The following is an 18,434-nucleotide window of genomic DNA, read 5'->3' on the forward strand; positions in this document are numbered from 1 at the left end:
CACACCGTTATGCCATTCGCCGCACACCGGAAGAAGACTTGTCACGCCGGTGCGGGCAGGCTGGCGATCACCGAAAAAGGACGTCGACAGGTCGATCCGGAATGCACGACGACCGGACAGCCCGTCCCGGAAGGTGGTGGCGAATGAGTGGCCCGCGGATCGCGATCGTCGGAATGGGCCTCCGGTACCCCGACGCGGACTCCCCCGACGAGCTGTGGGAGAACGTGCTGGCCGGCCGCCGCGCGTTCCGCAGGCTGCCGGACGAGCGGATGAACCACGCGGACTACTTCTCGCCGGACCCGGCCGCGCCGGACCGGTTCTACTCCGCGAAGGCCGCCGTGCTGCGCGACTTCGAGTTCGACCGGGTGCGGCACAAGGTGGCGGGCAGCACGTACCGTGCGACCGACCTCACGCACTGGCTCGCGCTCGACGTGGCGTCGCAGGCGTTGGCCGACGCCGGCTTCCCGGACGGCGCGGGACTGCCCGGTCCGCGCACCAGCGTGGTCATCGGCAACAGCCTCACCGGCGAGTTCACCCGGGCGAACCTGATGCGGCTGCGCTGGCCCTACGTCCGGCGCACGGTCGCCGCGGCGCTCGCCGCCAAGGGCTGGGGCGAGGAGGAGACCGGCGCCTTCCTCCGCGAGCTGGAGGTCCAGTACAAGGCCCCGTTCCCACCCATCGACGAGGATTCGCTGGCCGGCGGGCTGTCCAACACCATCGCGGGCCGGATCTGCAACCACTACGACTTCGGCGGCGGCGGGTACACCGTGGACGGCGCGTGCTCGTCCTCCCTGCTGGCCGTCGCCACCGCCGCGCGGCAGCTCGTCGAAGGCGACGTCGACGCGGTGCTCGCGGGCGGCGTGGACCTGTCCATCGACCCGTTCGAGGTGATCGGGTTCGCCAAGACCGGCGCGCTCGCGACCGGTGAGATGAAGGTCTACGACCAGGGCTCCAACGGGTTCTGGCCCGGCGAGGGCGCGGGCGTGCTGGTCCTGGTGCGCGAGGAGGACGCGATCGCCAGGGGCGCGCGGATCTACGCGTCGATCACCGGCTGGGGCGTCTCGTCGGACGGCAAGGGCGGCATCACGCGGCCGGAGGCGCACGGGCACCGGCTCGCGATCGCCCGTGCCTACGAGCGCGCCGGGTACGGCGTCGAGACGGTCTCCTACTTCGAAGGGCACGGCACCGGCACCGCGATCGGCGACGCCACCGAGATCGCCGCGCTGTCCGCCGCCCGCCGGGAGGCCGACCCCAGCGCGCCGCCGGCCGCGCTCAGCACGGTCAAGGGCAACTTCGGGCACACCAAGGCGGCGGCCGGCGTCGCCGGTCTGATCAAGGCGACGCTGTCCGTGCACCACCAGGTGATCCCGCCCGCCACCGGCCACTTCGACCCGCACCCCCTGCTGTCCGGCGAGTCGCCCGCCCTGCGGGTGCCCCGTGAGGCGTCGCTCTGGCCGGACGGCGGGCGGGTGCGGGCCGGCGTGTCGGCCATGGGGTTCGGCGGGATCAACACGCACATCGCGATCGAGCAGGCCCCCGGCCGGGAACGCCGTGACAGCCTCCCGCCGAAGGCCGTGTCGATGGTCGCCGGCCGCCAGGACGCGGAACTGCTGATGCTGGACGGCGGCGACGCGGCCGAGCTGCGCGACCGCGTGCAACGGGTCGCGGATCTCGTGCCGCGGCTGTCCTACGCCGAACTGGCGGACCTCGCCGCCGCGCTGGCGACGGAACTCGCCGGACGACGATTCCGGGCCGCGCTCGTGGTGACCGGTCCCGAGGACGCGCACCGCAAGCTGACCCGCGTGCTCGACGCCCTCGACGCCGGGCAGCCCGCGCTGTTCAACGCCGAGGACGGCGTCTTCCTCGACCGGCGCACGGCCGCGCCGCGCATCGCGTTCCTGTTCCCCGGTCAGGGTTCCGGGCGGGGCGGGGTGAGCGCGGTGCGCCGCCGGTTCGCGGTCGCCGACCACACGTTCCGCGGCGCGGACGTGCCGACCGAGGGCGACCAGGTGGCGACGGAGGTCGCGCAGCCGAGGATCGTCGCGGGCTCGCTGGCGTCGTCCCGGCTGCTGGACTCGCTCGGCATCCGGGCGGACGTCGCCGTGGGGCACAGCCTCGGCGAGCTGACCGCGCTGTCCTGGGGCGGCGCGATGGGCGGGGCGCAGCTCCTGCGGCTGGCGGCGACCCGTGGCGAGATCATGGCGCGGGCGAGCCGGGGCGGCGGGACGATGGCGGGCCTCGCCGCCGGTCCGGAGCGCACGAGGCGGCTGGCCAAGGGAGAGCCCGTGGTCGTCGCCGGGTACAACGGGCCGGAGCAGACCGTGATCTCCGGTCCCGAGGACGCCGTGCGGCGGGTGTGCGACAAGGCCGCGGCCGACGGGGTTCCGGCGACCCGGATCAACGTCTCGCACGCCTTCCACTCGCCGCTGGTCCGGCCTGCCGCGGACGCGATGGTCGAACGGCTCGCGGAACTCCACTTCGGAAGGTTGACGCGGACCGTGGTGTCCACCGTGACGGGTGACGTGCTCACCCCGGACGCCGACCTGCGGATGCTCCTGCGCGATCAGGTGCTGTGGCCGGTGCGGTTCCACGAGGCCGCCGCGAAGGCGGTCGGCGACGCCGATCTCGCGGTCGAGGTCGGCCCCGGACGGGTGCTCGCCGGGCTGGTGCGCCAGATCGCGCCGGACCGGCCGGTGGTCTCCGTCGACTTCGACAGCCCGTCGCTGGCCGGCCTGCTGGGCACGATCGGCGCGGCGTACGCGCTCGGCGCACCCGTCGACACCACCGCCCTGTTCAGCGACCGGGTAGTCCGGCCCCTGCCGCTCGACGGCGGGTTCACCTTCCTGGCCAGCCCGTGCGAGACGGCCCCGGCGTCCGATGCCGGGCTGGTCACGCTCACCGAGCCGACCGCACCGTCCGCCGCCGCCCCGACCGGCACCTCCACGCTGGAACTGCTCCGCACCCTCGCCGCCGAACGGGTCGAACTGCCGCTGGAGACGGTGCACGCCGACACGCACCCGCTGGACGACCTGCACCTCAGCTCGATCACGGTCGGCCAGATCGTCAACCAGGTCAGCCGGGAACTCGACCGGCCGGCGCTCGTCGCCACCCCCAACTTCGCCACGGTGAGCCTGGGCGAGCTGGCCGCCATGATCGACCAACTGGCGGAGACGGAACAGCACGGGGACAACGCTGCCGGTGAAGTCCCCGGGGTGGCGCCCTGGGTGCGGCCGTTCTCGGTGGAGTACGTCGAGCAGGCCACACCGGTATCCACTGTGGACGGTCATGCACCTGCGCAGTGGACGGTTCACGCGCCGGACGGCCACCCGTCGGCCGGAAGGCTGCGGGACGCGTTGGCTCACGCGGGTATCGGCGACGGCGTGCTGCTGTACCTGCCGCCGGACGGCGAGGACCACGTCGAGGTGATCGTCGCAGCCGGTCGCGAGGCGGTGGCGGGCAGCCGGTTCGTCCTCGTGCAGCACCGCCTGGGCGCAGCCGGTCTGGCCCGGACGCTGCACCTCGAAAACCCGGCGGTCCACACGACCGTCGTGGACCTGGCGGAGCGGACATCGTTGCGGGACGCCGTTTCCCGGGTCGTCGCCGAGGCCGTCGCGACCACCGGGTTCAGTGAGGTCCGGTACGACGAGAGCGGCGTCCGGACGGTGCCGGTGCTGCGCCCGCTGGCCGACACCGCGCCGGTGGGCACTCCGCTCACCACTCAGGACGTCCTGCTGGTGACCGGCGGCGGCAAGGGCATCACGGCGGAGTGCGCGCTGGCCATGGCCCTGGACTCCGGCGCGAAGCTCGCGCTGCTCGGCCGGTCCGACCCGGCGGAGGACCGCGAGCTGGCCGACAACCTGACCAGGATGGACGCCGCCGGCGTGGACGTGCGGTACGAGCGCGCCGACGTGACCTCCGCCGAGCAGGTCACGGTCGCGGTGGGCAAGCTGGCCGCGGAACTCGGGCCGGTGACGGCCGTGCTGCACGGCGCGGGCCGCAACGAGCCCACCGCGCTGGCCAACCTCACCGCCGAGTCGTTCCGGCGCACCCTCGCGCCGAAGACCGCCGGCCTCAACGCCGTGCTGGACGCGGTGGACCGCGACCGGATCAAGCTGCTCGTCACGCTCGGCAGCGTCATCGGCCGGGCCGGTCTGCGCGGTGAGGCGCACTACGCCACCGCGAACGACCGGATGTCCGAGCTGACCGTGCGGTTCCAGCGGGAGCACCCGCAGGCGCGGGCGCTCGCCCTGGAGTGGTCGGTGTGGTCCGGCGCGGGGATGGGCGAACGGCTCGGCGTGGTCGAAGCGCTGGCCCGCGACGGCATCACCCCCATCTCGGCGGACCAGGGCATCGCCGTGCTGCGCCGAATCCTGGCCGACCCGTCCGCCGGGCCGGTGCTGGTGATCAGCGGCCGGACGGGCGGCCTGCCCACGGTGCGGGTGGAGCGGCCGGACCTGCCGCTGCGCCGGTTCACCGAGCGGGTGGTGGCGCACTACCCCGGCATCGAGCTGATCACCGAGGCAGACCTGTCCACCGGCGGTGACCCGTACCTCGAAGACCACCTGCTGGACGGCGACCTGTTGTTCCCCGCCGTGCTGGGCATGGAGGCCATGGCGCAGGTCGCGGCGGCGCTGACCGGGCGCGACGAGCCGCCCGTGCTGGAGGACGCGGAGTTCCTGCGGCCGATCGTGGTCCGCCCCGGCGAGACCACGACCATCCGGATCGCCGCGCTGGCGACCGCCCCGGACGCGGTCGACGTCGTCATCCGCAGCGCCGAGACGGGTTTCGGCGCGGATCACTTCCGTGCCCGGCTGCGGGCCGCGCGCCCGATTCCGGACACCGCCGCGGCACTGCCGGACCTGCCGCCGGTCCCCGTCGACCCGCGGACCGAGCTGTACGGCGGGATGTTGTTCCAGAGCGGGCGGTTCCGGCGGCTGCGCGCCTACCGACAGGTCAGCGCCCGGCACGCGATCGCCGAGGTGTCCACCGCCTCGTCCGTGCCGTGGTTCGCGGCTTTCCTGCCCCAGCACCGGGTGCTGGCCGATCCGGGGGTCCGGGACACCGCCATGCACGCCATCCAGTGCTGCGTCCCGGACGCGACCCTGCTGCCGGAGGGCGTCGACCGGCTGTACCTGGCCCAAGCCGATCAGGACACCGACCACGTCGTGCTGGACGCGCGGGAGCGGTCGCAGGACGGCGACAGCTACACCTATGACGTCGACCTGCGCACCCCGTCCGGCGAACTGGTGGAACGCTGGGAAGGTCTCCGGCTGCGCGCGGTCCGCAAGCAGGATGGCTCCGGGCCGTGGGTTCCCTCGCTGCTTTCGTCCATTGTGGAGCGTTCACTGGAACAGGTGCTCGGCGGCAGCCGCCGGGTGGTGGTGGAGCCCGATCCGGCGAACGCGGACCGCCGCGCGCAGACCGCACTCGCGGTCAGCCGCGCGCTCGGCGTGCCCACCGAGGTGCGCCACCGCCCGGACGGCAAGCCCGAGATCGACGGCGGTCACACGGTTTCCTCGTCGCACGGCGGCGGGCTGACCTTCGCCGTGGTCGGCGCCGGCCGGCTCGCCTGCGACGTCGAGCCCGTCGTCGCACGGAGCGCGGCGGACTGGGCGGCGCTGCTCGGCCCGTCCGCGCTGCCGGTGCGCGACCTGCTGGTGGCGGACGGCGAGGACGCCGCCGTGGCGGGCACCCGCGTGTGGTGCGCGGTGGAGTGCCTGCGCAAGACCGGCTCGACCAGCCAGGCGCTCACCGTGGACCGGGTGCTCCCGGACGGCTGGACGGTGCTGTCCGCCGGCGACGCCAAGGTCGCCACCCGGCTGACGCGGGTGCACGGGCGACCCGATCCGCTGGTCTTCGCCGTGCTCGTGGGAAGGGACTGACATGCCGGAGTACTACGAGATCCGCCACACCGTGGGCTTCGAGGAGACCAACCTGGTCGGCAACGTCTACTACGTGAACTACCTGCGCTGGCAGGGCCGGTGCCGCGAGCTGTTCCTGCGGGACCACGCGCCGGGCGTGCTCGCCGACCTCCGTGACGACCTGAAGCTGTTCACCCTCAAGGTGGAGTGCGAGTTCTACGCGGAGATCACGGCGTTCGACGAGCTGTCCGTGCGGATGCGGCTGGACGAGCTGACCCAGACCCAGATCCAGTTCAGCTTCGACTACGTGCACCTGCGGCACGGGCTGGAAGTCCTGGTGGCGCGCGGGGTGCAGCGGGTGGCGTGCATGCGGGGGCCGAACACGGAGACCGTGCCGGCCAGGGTGCCCGAGGACCTGCGGGCGGCGCTCGCGCCGTACAGCCGCCGTCCGGTCGTGGGAGGGTGACGTGATCGACAACGGCCGGACGATCCGGGAACAGGCGTCGCTGCGGGAGGTGATGTCCCGGTTCGCGACCGGCGTCACGGTGCTCACCGCGGCTGGGGAGCGCTGCCACGGCATGACCGCCAACGCGTTCACCTCGGTGTCCCTCGAACCGCCGCTGGTGCTGTGCTGCGTGGCACGGACCGCGCGGATGCACGCCGCCATCGTGACCGCCGGGCGGTTCGCGGTGTCCGTGCTCGGCGCGGACCAGGAGGGCATCGCCCGCTATTTCTCCGACAAACGGCGGCCGGCCGGTCTCGCGCAATTCGACGCCGTCGAATGGGAACCGGGAGCGCACACCGGCGCGCCGCTGCTGACCGGTTCGCTGGCGTGGCTGGAATGCGAGCTGGCCGAGTCGCACGACGGGGGCGACCACTCGGTGTTCCTCGGCAGAGTGCTCAGCCTGCGGCGCGGCGACGGGGACAAGGCGCTGGTGTTCTTCGGCGGCGGCTTCCACCAAGTGGCCGGGTGAGGGGAACCGATGAGCACGGTGGAGACCGACTTCGTCCCGGTGGCGGCGCCTCGGCCGAACGGGCACAAGCGCGTCCGGTCCATGGACGCGCTGCGTGACGACCACGCCCGCCGCCGGACGGCGGCCACCCGGGGCGGCGACCCGGGGCGGCAGCACAAGCTGGGCAAGCGCACCGCGCGGGAACGGCTGGACCTGCTGCTGGACGAGGGGTCGTTCGTGGAGGTCGAGCTGTTCCGACGGCACCACGGGGCCGGGATGCGGCTGCCGCCGCTCGGGCCGCCCACCGACGGGGTGGTCGCGGGCTCGGGCACCGTCGACGGGCGGCGGGTGTTCGTGTACGCGCAGGACTTCACGGTCCTCGGCGGCTCGCTCGGCGCGGCGCACGCGGCGAAGATCCACAAGGTGATGGACCTCGCGCTGGCCACCGGGTCGCCGATCATCGCGCTGAACGACAGCGGCGGCGCGCGCATCCAGGAGGGCGCGCCGGCGCTGGACGGCTACGGCGGCATCTTCCGCCGGCAGGTCGAGGCGTCCGGCGTGGTCCCGCAGATCAGCGTGGTGCTCGGACCGTGCGCGGGCGGGGCGGCCTACTCCCCCGCGCTGGCCGACTTCACGTTCATGGTCCGCGACATCGCGCAGATGTACCTGACCGGGCCGGACGTGGTGCGCGCGGTGACCGGGGAACGGGTCACGCACGCCGAACTCGGCGGCGCGGACGTCCACGGCGCGCGGTCCGGCGTGGCCGCGTTCGTGCACGACGACGAGGAGAGCTGCCTGGAGGACGTCCGCTACCTGCTGTCCCTGTTGCCCTCCAACAACCTGGAGCCCGCGCCGCGCACCGCGTCCCGTGACGCGGCGTCGGACGAACGGCCGGCGTTCGCGACCATCGTCCCGGCCGAGCCGAACCGGCCGTACGACATGCGCGCGGTGGTCGCCGAGCTGGTGGACGACGGCGAGTTCCTGGAGACGCACGCCGACTGGGCGCGCAACATCGTCTGCGCGCTGGCGAGGATCGACGGCGAGGTGGTCGGCGTCGTCGGCAACCAGCCGCTGGTGTCGGCCGGTGTGCTGGACATCCCGGCGGCCCGGAAGGCGGCCCGGTTCGTGCGGTTCTGCGACGCGTTCGGGATTCCGCTGGTGACCCTGGTCGACGTGCCGGGCTTCCTGCCCGGCGTCGGGCAGGAGCACGAGGGCATCATCGGGCACGGCGCGAAGCTGCTGTACGCCTACTGCGAGGCGACCGTCCCCCGCGTGCAGGTAATCGTCCGCAAGGCGTACGGCGGGGCGTACATCGTGATGGACTCACGGTCCATCGGCACCGACCTGTCGCTGGCGTGGCCGAGCAACGAGATCGCCGTGATGGGCCCGGAGGCCGCGGTGAACGTGTTGTACCGCAAGGACTTGGCGGTCGCGACCGACCCGGCCGACCTGCGGTCCCGGCTGATCGGCGAGTACGCCGACCACCTCGTCCACCCGTACTACGCGGCGGAACGCGGTTTGGTGGACGACGTCATCGACCCCGCGCAGACCCGCATCGCCGTGGCGCGGGGGCTGGCGATGCTGCGCGACAAGCGGACACACCGCGCGGCCCGGAAACACGGCAACGTGCCGCTGTGAACGGGTCACACCCCGACCACCACGGGGAGCCGCCGCGCGGAGGCCAGGACCGAGTCCGTGGCGGTGGACAGGGTGTCGCCCGCGCTCACCATCAGGCCGACCAGTTGCGCCTCGAAACACCGGTCGGCGTCCCAGGGCTGGATCAGGTAGTGGCCGAGTTCGAGGGTGACCAGGCCGTGGGTGGCCGTCCACATCTCGTGGGCCACCAGTTCGGGATCACCCGGCCGGAACCGACCCACCGCCATGCACCGGGCGGCACACTCGACCACCGCGGCCAAGGTGTAGCGGCCGTGCTGGCGGTCGTCCTCGGACAGCGAGAAGCCGGCGAGCGTCGAGGCGCCGAACATCACGGCGTACAGGTGCGGGTTCGCGGTGGCGTTGTGCCGGTACGCCCGGCCGAGCAGCGCCATGTCGGCCACCGGGTCGCCGGTCCGGGCAACCCGCGTCATGTGCCGCTGCAACCGCGCGAACCCTTCGTGCACGATCTCCCGCACCAGCCCGCTCATGCCGCCGAAGTGGGTGTAGACGGCCATGGTCGACGTGCCCGCCTCGGCCGCGATCCGCCGTGCCGACAGCGCCCGCGGTCCCTGCTCGGCCAGCAGGCGCGCGGCGATGTCGACCAGCACGGGGCGCGCGTTCGGATCGGCTTTCCGGGGGCTCAACGACGATCCGGACGGGTTTGCGGTATCTCCACACGAGCAGGACGCATCCGGCCACCTCACAGTTCGGTGCCCGCAGTCTCATCGGCGACGCGCCGGCCCCGCATCTCCTTGCTTGCGCGACCGATGCCCTGCCACGGGTGGAGGGCGGTGGCGGTGCAGGCGTGACCCAGCGGCGAGGTGGTAGACGTGGTCACGTGCGGGCGGCGTCGAACAGGCGTTGTACCGCGCGGGGGTCGCCGGTGATCGCGAGCACGCCGGCGGTCATCGCAGCAGGCACGGTCTGTCGCCGGCCCAACAACGCGACCAGCGTCTTCGGGTCGGTCTCGACCGTCGCCGCCGGTGGTTCGCGGGGCAGTCCCCGGCTGACCTCGGCCAGCCGACCGTCGGCGACGCGGACCGTGAACCGGTCCGGCCCCAGGCGGAACTCGAAACGTGCGGTCCACGATGGACCACCGGGCACGAAAGCGTTGCGCAGCGCCAGCATCACCGAGTCCGCCCCGAGGTCGCCGTCCGGCGCGACCACGGGCGACCGGATACCCCAGGCCCCCAACCGGCTGAGGATCGGGTCGAGTTGCGCGCCCCACTCGGTCAACTCGTAGACCTTGGACCCGGCGGGCGGCGGGAGGGTGCGGCGGCGCACCACGCCGGCCGCCTCCAGGTCGCGGAGGCGGCTGGTCAGGATGTTCGGACCGGCTCCCGGCAGGCCCGCTTTCAGGTCGGTGAACCGCTTCGGCCCCAGTACCAGGTCGCGGACGATCAGCAGGGCCCAGCGTTCCCCCACCACGTCCAACGCCTGCGCGATACCGCAGCCATCACCGTATCGGCGTCGAAGGTGCACAACCGCAGAGTACTGGCGTATCGGCGAATCTCCGCCCCCCCGACGGCACAAGGCGGCCCGCACCGCGCGCTTTCTCGGGCCATGCGCGGAATCCCGCAATCGGCGAGATGAGCCGGCCCGCCGGCGGGCGTGACGATGAACCGCACCCGCGTCCGGAGCGAATGGCGCGACCACGTGGCGAAAGGGGAACAATGGACGGCCGCAGCACCCTGATCGAATCGGTGGGCTCGCCACCGGACGCCGACCCGATCGATTTCCCGTTGCCGCGCTCCTGCCCCTTCCAACCGCCCGTCGAGTACCGCTCACTGCGCGCCGGCGGCCCCGTCACGCGGGTGCGCGTGCCCGACGGCGGCGAAGCCTGGCTGGTCACCCGGTACGACGACGTCCGCGCCGTGCTGACCGATCCCCGGATCAGCGCGGACCGGGGTCACCCGAACCTGCCGATGACCGAACCGGTCACGCCGCGCAGCCGGCAGGCGATCGCGGCCGTCGGGCGTTCGCTGATCGGCCTCGATCCACCGGAGCACAGCATTCCCCGGAAGCTGCTGACCACGGAGTTCACCGCTCGGCGGATCCAGGCGCTGCGCCCGCGCATCCAGCGGCACGTGGACAGCCGCATCGACGAACTGCTCGCCGGGCCCCGGCCCGCGGACCTGGTCGCCGCGCTGTGCATGCCGGTGCCGTCCATGGTGCTGTGCGAACTGCTCGGGGTGCCCGACCGGGACCGGGACTTCGTGGTGCGGCAGAGCACCACGCTCGTGCAGCGGTCCGCCACCCCCGAGGAGCGGCAACGGGCCGGTGGCGAGCTGCGCGGCTACCTCGACCGCCTGGTCGCCGAGAAGGAGGCCGCGCCGGGCGACGACCTGTTCGGCAAGCTGGTCGAGCGGGACCGCGAGGACCCGTTCTACGACCACGACCTGCTGGTCGGGCTCGGCATGCTGCTGATGACCGCCGGGCACGAGAGCACCACGTCGATGCTCGCGCTGGGCGTGGCGCTGCTGCTCGACCGCACCGACCGGCCGGCGGACCTGGTGGCCGACCCGGTGGCGGCCGGGGCCGTCGCCGAGGAGCTGCTGCGCTACCTGGCGATCGTCGACACCATGCCCAGGGTCGCCAAGGCGGACACCGAGGTCGGCGGTGTGCCGATCCGCGCGGGTGACGGGCTGCTCGTCGGGTTCGCGTCGGCGAACCGGGACGAGGACGCGTTCCCCGACGCGGACGCGCTGGATTTCGACCGGGGCGCGCGGGGGCACGTGGCTTTCGGTTTCGGCGTGCACCAGTGCCTCGGCCAGAATCTCGCCCGAGCCCAGCTCGAAATCGTGTACCGGACGCTGTTCGCGCGGATACCGACCCTGAAACTGGCCGTGGCGGCCGAAGAACTGCCATTCCACGACGGCAATGTCCACGGCCTGGACCGGCTCCCGGTGACCTGGTGACCACTTCCCCGGCGGGAAGGACGACGATGCGGACCCGGTGGGAAGGACGACGATGCGGATTCTCTTCATCCCGCTGCCCGCGATCGGCCACGCGTTCCCGATGGTCCCGCTGGCCTGGGCGCTGCGCAACGCCGGTCACGAGGTGACCTTCCTGGCCGGGCTCGGCGCGGTCGAGGTGCGCAACGCCGGCCTGCCGGTGGTGGACGCGGAGAGCGAGGCGGACGCGTTCTCCCGCAAGCTGACCGGCAACCCCGAGCTGTTCACGTCGGCGGCGCACCTGACCGCCGCCGAGCGCGCGGCGCTGCAGCCGGCCGCCGTCCGGGTCTGGGACGGTCCGCACGACCACGTTGTGGCGCAAGCGAAACGCTGCGCGCCGGACCTCGTCGTCGTGGACCCGGTCTACAACGCGGGCTACGTCGCCGCCGCGGTCCTGGGCGTGCCGGCGGTCAGCCACAACTACGCGTTGACGCGGTACTCCCCCGAACTCGTGCGCGCCAACGCGCCGGAGGCGTTCGAGCACCACGGCGTGGACCTGCCGGCCAGGACGGCGCAGCTCGACGTCGGCCCGGCCGGGCTGATGGGGCCCGGCAAGTCCGACTGGCAGATGCGGTACATCCCGTACAACGGCGGCGGGCTGCTGCCGCCGTGGCTGTTCGAGCCGCCGGGTGCGCCCCGGATCGCCATCTCGCTGGGCGTCCCGCTGCCGCACCGGTCCGGCGCGGACCGGTTCACGCACATCCTCGACGCCGCCGCGGAGACGCGCGCCGAGTTCGCGCTCACCATGAACGCGGAAGCGGCCTCGCGGCTGGGCGTGCTGCCGCCGAACGTCCGCGTGGTCGGGTGGCTCCCGCTGTACCAACTGCTCCGCACCTGCACGGCGATCGTCCACCACGGCGGTCCCGGCACGATGTTCAGCGCGATCGCCGCCGGCATCCCGCAACTCGTCGTGCCGGACGGCGCGGACTACCACTTCAACGCCGAGGCGCTGCACGACTACGGCTGCGGCCTCACCTGCGCGAGCGGACAGGTCGACGCGGACCTCCTGACCACCCTCGCGCACGACGTCCGGCTGCGTGCCGCCGCACAGCGGCTGCGCGAGGACATGGAACGGCTGCCGACCCCCTCCGACCTGGTCGGCGAGATCGTCGATTTCGCCCGGCCCCGACCGCAAAGGAGAACAGTGCCGTGACCACCACCAGCCGGACCGGCGTCACCCCGTGGCCGCCGCACACCGCAGCCCGCTACGTGGCACGGGGCTATTGGACCGGTCGCACCCTCGGCGAACGCCTGCACGTCGTGGCGGTGGCCACGCCCGACGCGGTCTGCCTGGTCGACGGCGGCGAGCGGCTGACCTACCGCGACCTGCTGGCCCGTGCCGACGGCGCGGCGCTCCGCCTGCGCGACCTCGGCCTGCGCCCCGACGACCGGGTGGTGCTCCAGCTCCCGAACTGCTGGGAGATGGTCGTCGTGCTGGTCGCCTGCCTGCGGTCGGGGGTGCTGCCCGTGCTCGCGCCGATCGGCAACCGGCGGCACGAGATCGCCGCCGTCGCCGGGCACGTGGGAGCGCGGGCGTTGATCGGGGCGGCCAGGGCGGACGACTTCGACCTGGAGGAGATGTACCGGGAGATCGCCGACAGCACACCCGCCGTCGAGCACGTCGTGGTGCTGGGCGACGACCTCCGGGCGGGCAGCATCGACCTGCGGACGCTCTGCGCGCCCACCGACACCGGGCCTGCGGCCGACGACAACCCGCCGGCACTCGACGCACCCGCCCACACCCGGCCAGGACACCACACGTCGACCAACAACGACCCGACGGCCGGTGACGGGGCGCCGCCATTCGACGCGCCCGCCGATACCGCACCGCGTGTCGCGCTGTTCCTGCTGTCGAGCGGAACCACCGGGACGCCGAAGGTCATCCCCCGCACGCACGACGACCTCGCCTACATGATGAGGCGCGCGGCGGAGGTGTGCGGGGTCGACCGGGATTCCGTCTACCTCGCCGTCCTCCCGCTCGGCCACGGCTTCCCGCTGCTCGGGCCCGGTGTGCTGGGCACCCTGCTGGCCGGCGGCCGGGCGGTGGTGCTCGGCTCGTCCGCGCCGGCCAAGGCGTTCGACGCCATCGAGGCCGAACGGGTCACCATCACCTCCGCCGTGCCCACGGTCATCCAGCGGTGGCTGGACCACCGCCGGGCCGGTGCACGGCAAGACCTGTCGTCGCTGCGGCTCCTCCAGTCCGGAGCGGCCCACCTGCCCGACGCGGTGGCGGGCCGGATCGGGCCGGACCTGGGCTGCGACCTCCAGCAGGTGTACGGGATGTCGGAGGGCCTGCTCTGCCTCACCCGGCCGGACGACCCGGCCGAGGTCGTCCGGCACACCCAGGGACGGCCCGTCTCACCCGACGATGAACTGCTCGTCGTGGACCCTGCGGGCGAACCAGTGCCGCCCGGCGAACTCGGCACCCTGCTCACCCGCGGGCCTTACACGACCAGGGGCTACTACCGGGCGGACGAGCTGAACCAGCAGGCGTTCGTCGGTGACGGCTGGTACCGCACGGGAGACGTCGTCCGGCTGCGCCCGGACGGGAACCTGGTGGTCGAGGGCCGGGACAAGGACGTCGTCAACCGGGGCGGCGAGAAGATCGCCGCGGCGGAGGTCGAGATGTTCGCGCACCGGCTCGACGGCGTCCGCCAGGCCGCGGCGGTCGCGATGCCGGACCGCGACCTCGGCGAGCAGGTCTGCCTGTACCTCGTGCTCCGGCCGGGCAGGGCCGTGGAACTCGCGGACGTCCGCGCGGCGATGGAGCGCGCCGGCCTGGCGTCGTTCAAGCTGCCCGCCCGGCTGGTCGTGGTGGACGAACTGCCGGTGACCGCCGTCGGCAAGCCCGACAAGCGGGCGCTGCGGGCCGACCTGCGCCAGCGGTCGACGGCCTGACCGGCACCGCGCCCACAACAGGCTCCGAACAACACAGCCCCCGACAACACAGCCCGGACAACACAGCCCGAACAGCGCGGATGCCCTGTCCCCACGAAGGGACAGGGCATCCGGCGGACGCCTCGTCAGTCCCGGCCGCGCAGGCTGAACTGGTCGGCGTCCCGGCCACGGGGAAAGCGGGTCCGGAAGTCCAGCATCCCGACCCACGTCGGCTTGAGCGCGATGCGGACCATCTGCACGCCGGGGTGGTCGACCTCGGACAGCCGCGAACCGCCGAACTCCTGCCCGCCGTACCGGTAGTTCGCCGCCGCGAAGTCGCCGGTGACCCCCTCGATCTCGGTCATCTCCACTTTCCCGCGCAGCAGCAGGATCTCCGGCGGGAACGCGTTCCGGTCGATGGTGACCGCGACGTCCGGCCGCGCCTGGAGGTCCTTGATCTTGTACGCGCCCCGGAACGACGAGAAGACGAACTCGCTGCCGTTCCAGTTGAACATCACGGTGACGACCCGCGGCGTGCCGTCGCCCGCCACGTACGCCACGCGGGCCATTTCCTTGGAGTGCAGCAGGCGCTGGGCGACATCGGTGTCCAGCAGGCGGAGGTCGCCCTGGGGGATCGCTGTCATCTGACCGTCCTTCGACTGTGATGGCGGAACAGGTTCGACCGTGCCGCGACCCGGCACGGCCAGTTCGAGGTGCGTGTGGTCGCCGACCACCAACCGCTGGCGGGCCCGGCCCGCGGTCCGCCGGACGCGCGCGCCGACGACGGCGGACCGGCCGATCAGGGAGTCCCGGATGCCGGCGATCCCGGAGATGGCGGCCCCGTCGAGCACGATGGAGTCGTCGACGCCGGCGCCCCGCAGCACGCAGTCGCGGCCGACCGAGGCGTACGGCCCGAGCCGGGTGTTCTCCACCAGCGTCCGCGCGCCGACGATCGCCGGCCCTTCGATCCGCGAGCCCACCACGCGGGCGCCCGGCTCGATGACGACCTGGCCGACGACCTCGCTCGCGGCGTCCACCTCGCCCGCGATCCGGCGGCGCAGCCTGCCGAGCAGCTCGCGGTTGCACTCCAGGATGTCCTCGACGCGCCCGGCGTCCCGCCAGTACCCCTTGTACTCACTGGCCGTCACCGCTGCGCCGTGCGAGATCAGCCATTGCACGGCATCGGTGATCTCCAGCTCGCCGCGCTTGCCCGGAGTGATGGCGGCGACCGCCTCGTGGATGGCCTTGGTGAAGAAGTAGACCCCCATCATGGCCAGGTCGCTCGGCGGCCGTTCGGGCTTCTCGACCACCCGCCGGACGCCGTTCGCGCCGTCCAGCTCGACCACCCCGAACGCCCTGGGGTCGGCCACCCGCTGCACGACGAGCTGCGCGGCGGGCCGCCGGACGCGGAACTCCTCGGCCACTTCCGCGCAGCCGTCCGGCAGCAGGTTGTCGCCGAGGTACATCACGAAATCGTCGTCCCCGAGGAACGGCCGGGCCAGCCGGACACAATGCGCGAGACCGAGCGGCGCGTGCTGGCGCAGGTAGGTGATGGGCGTCCGGAACCGCGAGCCGTCGCCGATCGCCGCGGCGATCTCCGCCTCGTGGTCGCCCACCACGAGGCCTATCCCGGTCACCCCGAGCTTTCGGACGTCCTCGATCACGTATTCCAGCACCGGCTTGTTGGCGACCGGGACGAGCTGCTTGGGCGTCGAATACGTCAACGGCCGGAGCCGGGTTCCGATCCCGCCCGCCAGTATCAGGGCTTTCATGTGTCGAACCGCCTTCGATCCGCCGTGCCGGGCATTTGCCGAACCATCCGATTCGGTCGCGACCAGGTGGCTCCGGCGCGCGGTGTGCGCGCTTCTCACGCGTCCCATCGTGCGACCCGCCGCGCGCCGCCGGCATCCTTGAGAATGTTGTGATCCGGCTCCCGCCGGCCCCTCCGGCGGCCACTCGGGTGATTCGCCGCGAACGCTGTCCGTGACCTCAAGCCCACCCGAAGGGACCTGGCACGGGAACCTCCCGCGTGTATCATCCGCGCCCCGACCGACCCGCCGCCCGCGCGTACGCAAATAGTCGACCGGCCCGGCCAAGTCAATGACAGAGATTGCGTTGTCGGAGCAACATCCTCACGGTGCCACCTTCTCCGCAGCGGCTAGCTTCAAAAGGGTGCTGCTTTACCGGCAGCCCCGAGCACAAGTGCCGGACGGAGGTCGGGAATCGATGTGAACTGCCACTGATGCCGAGCACCACCGGAAAAACAGGGTCGACCCGGCAGGCGTCCACGTCCAACATGGGGGATTTACCAGCAATGAATCGACAAGCGGAAGAGAGCATCAAGCGCGTCATCGAGAACATCTACCGCAACATCGGTGAGCGCATCACGATCGACGACATGGCGCGGACCGCGAGCTTCAGCAAGTACCACTTCACGCGGGTGTTCAAGAACGCCACCGGCATCTCCCCCGGCAGGTTCCTCTCGGCGGTGCGGCTGGAGCAGGCGAAGAAGCTGCTGCTCACCACGTCGCTGTCGGTCACCGAGATCACCTACATCGTCGGCTACAACAGCGCGGGCACGTTCAGCGCGCGGTTCAAGAGCAGCGTCGGGCTGTCACCCACGGCTTACCGCGACACGGGCGGCTTCGCACCCGACATCCCCGACGACCTCCGGCGGTCCGGCCGGCGGACGGCGGTCATCCGCGGCGAGGTGCTCCCGGCCGGGGCCGACCCGGAGGCGGGGCCGGTGTTCATCGGCGTCTTCCCCGACACCCTCCCCCAGGGCACGCCGGCCAAGTGCGCGGTGCTGCGCCGGCCGGGGCCGTTCGAACTGGAGAACGTCCCGCAGGGCCGCTGGTACCTCCTCGCGCAGTGCGTCCAACCGGGCGACGAGGCCCGGATGGACGGCCGCCCGCCGACCGTGGCGGCGCTTGGTCCGATCGAGATCCGCTCCGGCGAGATGGCCAAGCCGATGACCCTGCGGCTCAGGTCGATGCAGGTGATGGACCCGCCGGTGTTGATCGCGCTGCTGGACGCCCGCCGGACCGCGCTGCGCCTGCTGGGGCGGTCCGACGCGCACGACGGGCCGGAGTGGCCGGCTCCGGTCCGTTCCGCGATCAGGCGGGGTGCCTATGGTGACGGCAGGCATTGGCCGGAAACGGGCTAGCCGGCTCGAAGCCGCCCGCGGACACCGCCGCCGTCCGCAGGCGGCGGATGTCCAGCAGCGCGAGCAGCACGGGAGGATCGAGGGTGCGCTTGGCCTGGAGCCGCAACTCCACGGGCGACACGCAACTGCCGGGGTGCACGGTCATGCTGCCGTGCGAGGCCACGAACAGCCCGGCGTCGGAAGGGCTGCGGATCACCTCGTTGCGATCCGCGGCCACGGAGTGCGCGAGCACGTACCAGGCGCCCGGCGGCACGTTCTCCAGCACGAACGGTCCGGGCCGTTCGAGCACGGCGCAGGTGGTCGGCCGCCCCTGCGGCACCCGGTCGCGGAACAACCCCACGAAGACGAGTCCGCACTCGCCGTCCGCGGGCGCGCTGACCCGGCCGCGGATCGTGGCGTACCGCAGGCCGGGCGGTCGAGGTCGGTCCGGCGGCACCTCGGCCAGGTAGCCGCCGAGCTGCCGGTACGCGCTGGGCGACATGCCGACGCTGTCGGTGAACCGGGAGCTGAACTTCCCGACGCTGGAGTAGCCGACCTGGTGACTGATCTCGGTGACCGTCAGGGACGTCGAGATGAGCAGCCGCTTGGCCTCCTCCAGCCGCATGGCCAGCAGGAACCGCCCCGGCGAGACGCCGGTGACGCGCTGGAAGACCCGCGTGAAGTGGAACTTGCTGAACGTCGCGATCCGGGCCATGTCATCGATGGTGATCTGGTCGCCGAGCCGCCCGCGCAGCGACTCGATGACCCTGATCACCGCTTGCTCGACATCGTCCCCCATCGAACCCTCCCCAGGTCTGCGCGCCCGGCGTCCCGGCGCCCGCGCGGCTCGCCGTCCGCGCGGGCGCCGGGACGCCCGCGAAGTGGAAACACCCGGTGCCGAGCACACCTTCGGCGAAGTTCTCACCGCTACCCGCACCCTCGCGGGTCCGACCCCGCCCGGCCGAATCGGCCCGCGGGTCGGACAAAT

General features: G+C 72.7%; 12 protein-coding genes. 8 read left to right on the forward strand and 4 right to left on the reverse strand.

Annotation, left to right across the window (positions count from 1 at the left end; genetic code table 11):
• Window positions 1-143: 143 nt before the first annotated feature.
• The 4 genes from ACQPZF_RS22240 to ACQPZF_RS22255 are packed head-to-tail and all read left to right on the forward strand — an operon-like array spanning window position 144 to window position 8,452.
• Window positions 144-5,882 (forward strand): type I polyketide synthase, encoded by a 5,739-nt coding sequence (locus ACQPZF_RS22240; RefSeq protein WP_433259931.1) that lies wholly within the window; start codon window positions 144-146, stop codon window positions 5,880-5,882.
• A 1-nt stretch (window position 5,883) separates the two neighbouring features.
• Window positions 5,884-6,327: an acyl-CoA thioesterase gene (locus ACQPZF_RS22245; protein ID WP_433259932.1), complete on the forward strand. Its 444-nt coding sequence runs from the start codon at window positions 5,884-5,886 to the stop codon at window positions 6,325-6,327.
• A 52-nt stretch (window positions 6,328-6,379) separates the two neighbouring features.
• The gene (locus ACQPZF_RS22250; protein ID WP_433274658.1) at window positions 6,380-6,835 is read left to right on the forward strand and encodes a flavin reductase family protein; all 456 of its coding nucleotides are present in this window, start codon (window positions 6,380-6,382) and stop codon (window positions 6,833-6,835) included.
• A gap of 9 nt (window positions 6,836-6,844) precedes the next feature.
• Window positions 6,845-8,452 (forward strand): acyl-CoA carboxylase subunit beta, encoded by a 1,608-nt coding sequence (locus tag ACQPZF_RS22255; RefSeq protein ID WP_433259933.1) that lies wholly within the window; start codon window positions 6,845-6,847, stop codon window positions 8,450-8,452.
• A 5-nt stretch (window positions 8,453-8,457) separates the two neighbouring features.
• On the opposite strand, the gene ACQPZF_RS22260 is transcribed toward ACQPZF_RS22255, so the two are convergent.
• Complete coding sequence (locus tag ACQPZF_RS22260) at window positions 8,458-9,114, reverse strand: TetR/AcrR family transcriptional regulator (RefSeq protein WP_433259934.1); 657 nt, start codon at window positions 9,112-9,114, stop codon at window positions 8,458-8,460.
• A gap of 190 nt (window positions 9,115-9,304) precedes the next feature.
• Window positions 9,305-9,952, reverse strand: a complete 648-nt coding sequence (locus tag ACQPZF_RS22265) for a winged helix-turn-helix transcriptional regulator (protein WP_433259935.1) — start codon at window positions 9,950-9,952, stop codon at window positions 9,305-9,307.
• 191 nt (window positions 9,953-10,143) lie between these two features.
• Here ACQPZF_RS22265 and ACQPZF_RS22270 point away from each other — a divergent pair, with 191 nt between their 5' ends.
• Genes ACQPZF_RS22270 through ACQPZF_RS22280 form a run of 3 tightly spaced genes read left to right on the forward strand, consistent with a single transcriptional unit; the run spans window position 10,144 to window position 14,322 of the window.
• Window positions 10,144-11,388 (forward strand): cytochrome P450, encoded by a 1,245-nt coding sequence (locus tag ACQPZF_RS22270; RefSeq protein WP_433259936.1) that lies wholly within the window; start codon window positions 10,144-10,146, stop codon window positions 11,386-11,388.
• Window positions 11,389-11,440: 52 nt separating this feature from the next.
• Entirely contained in the window at window positions 11,441-12,577 is a 1,137-nt protein-coding gene (locus ACQPZF_RS22275) for a nucleotide disphospho-sugar-binding domain-containing protein (RefSeq protein WP_433259937.1), read from the forward strand.
• Window positions 12,574-14,322 carry a (2,3-dihydroxybenzoyl)adenylate synthase gene (locus ACQPZF_RS22280; protein ID WP_433259938.1) on the forward strand — a complete coding sequence of 583 codons (1,749 nt, stop codon included), beginning with the start codon at window positions 12,574-12,576 and terminating at the stop codon, window positions 14,320-14,322. The genes ACQPZF_RS22275 and ACQPZF_RS22280 overlap by 4 nt, the downstream gene beginning before the upstream one ends.
• Window positions 14,323-14,447: 125 nt before the next feature.
• Here ACQPZF_RS22280 and ACQPZF_RS22285 read toward each other — a convergent pair whose 3' ends face one another.
• Window positions 14,448-16,073 carry a glucose-1-phosphate thymidylyltransferase gene (locus ACQPZF_RS22285; RefSeq protein ID WP_433259939.1) on the reverse strand — a complete coding sequence of 542 codons (1,626 nt, stop codon included), beginning with the start codon at window positions 16,071-16,073 and terminating at the stop codon, window positions 14,448-14,450.
• 542 nt (window positions 16,074-16,615) lie between these two features.
• Between ACQPZF_RS22285 and ACQPZF_RS22290 the strand changes: the two genes are divergently transcribed.
• Complete coding sequence (locus tag ACQPZF_RS22290; RefSeq protein WP_433259940.1) at window positions 16,616-17,467, forward strand: helix-turn-helix domain-containing protein; 852 nt, start codon at window positions 16,616-16,618, stop codon at window positions 17,465-17,467.
• Here ACQPZF_RS22290 and ACQPZF_RS22295 read toward each other — a convergent pair.
• Window positions 17,418-18,245, reverse strand: a complete 828-nt coding sequence (locus tag ACQPZF_RS22295) for a helix-turn-helix transcriptional regulator (RefSeq protein ID WP_433259941.1) — start codon at window positions 18,243-18,245, stop codon at window positions 17,418-17,420. The two genes, ACQPZF_RS22290 and ACQPZF_RS22295, sit on opposite strands and share 50 nt — an antisense overlap.
• Window positions 18,246-18,434: the final 189 nt, after the last annotated feature.

The organism is Actinosynnema sp. CS-041913 (assembly GCF_050942485.1).
GTDB lineage: Bacteria > Actinomycetota > Actinomycetes > Mycobacteriales > Pseudonocardiaceae > Actinosynnema.

Excerpts from the sequence above, each read along its gene's own strand:
- ACQPZF_RS22250 (WP_433274658.1), top strand. The coding sequence starts at position 6,380 with ATGTCCCGGTTCGCGACCGGCGTCACGGTGCTCACCGCGGCTGGGGAG.
- ACQPZF_RS22285 (WP_433259939.1), bottom strand. The coding sequence starts at position 16,073 with ATGAAAGCCCTGATACTGGCGGGCGGGATCGGAACCCGGCTCCGGCCG.
- ACQPZF_RS22275 (WP_433259937.1), top strand. The coding sequence starts at position 11,441 with ATGCGGATTCTCTTCATCCCGCTGCCCGCGATCGGCCACGCGTTCCCG.
- ACQPZF_RS22270 (WP_433259936.1), top strand. The coding sequence starts at position 10,144 with ATGGACGGCCGCAGCACCCTGATCGAATCGGTGGGCTCGCCACCGGAC.
- ACQPZF_RS22290 (WP_433259940.1), top strand. The coding sequence starts at position 16,616 with ATGAATCGACAAGCGGAAGAGAGCATCAAGCGCGTCATCGAGAACATC.
- ACQPZF_RS22295 (WP_433259941.1), bottom strand. The coding sequence starts at position 18,245 with ATGGGGGACGATGTCGAGCAAGCGGTGATCAGGGTCATCGAGTCGCTG.
- ACQPZF_RS22255 (WP_433259933.1), top strand. The coding sequence starts at position 6,845 with ATGAGCACGGTGGAGACCGACTTCGTCCCGGTGGCGGCGCCTCGGCCG.
- ACQPZF_RS22245 (WP_433259932.1), top strand. The coding sequence starts at position 5,884 with ATGCCGGAGTACTACGAGATCCGCCACACCGTGGGCTTCGAGGAGACC.
- ACQPZF_RS22240 (WP_433259931.1), top strand. The coding sequence starts at position 144 with ATGAGTGGCCCGCGGATCGCGATCGTCGGAATGGGCCTCCGGTACCCC.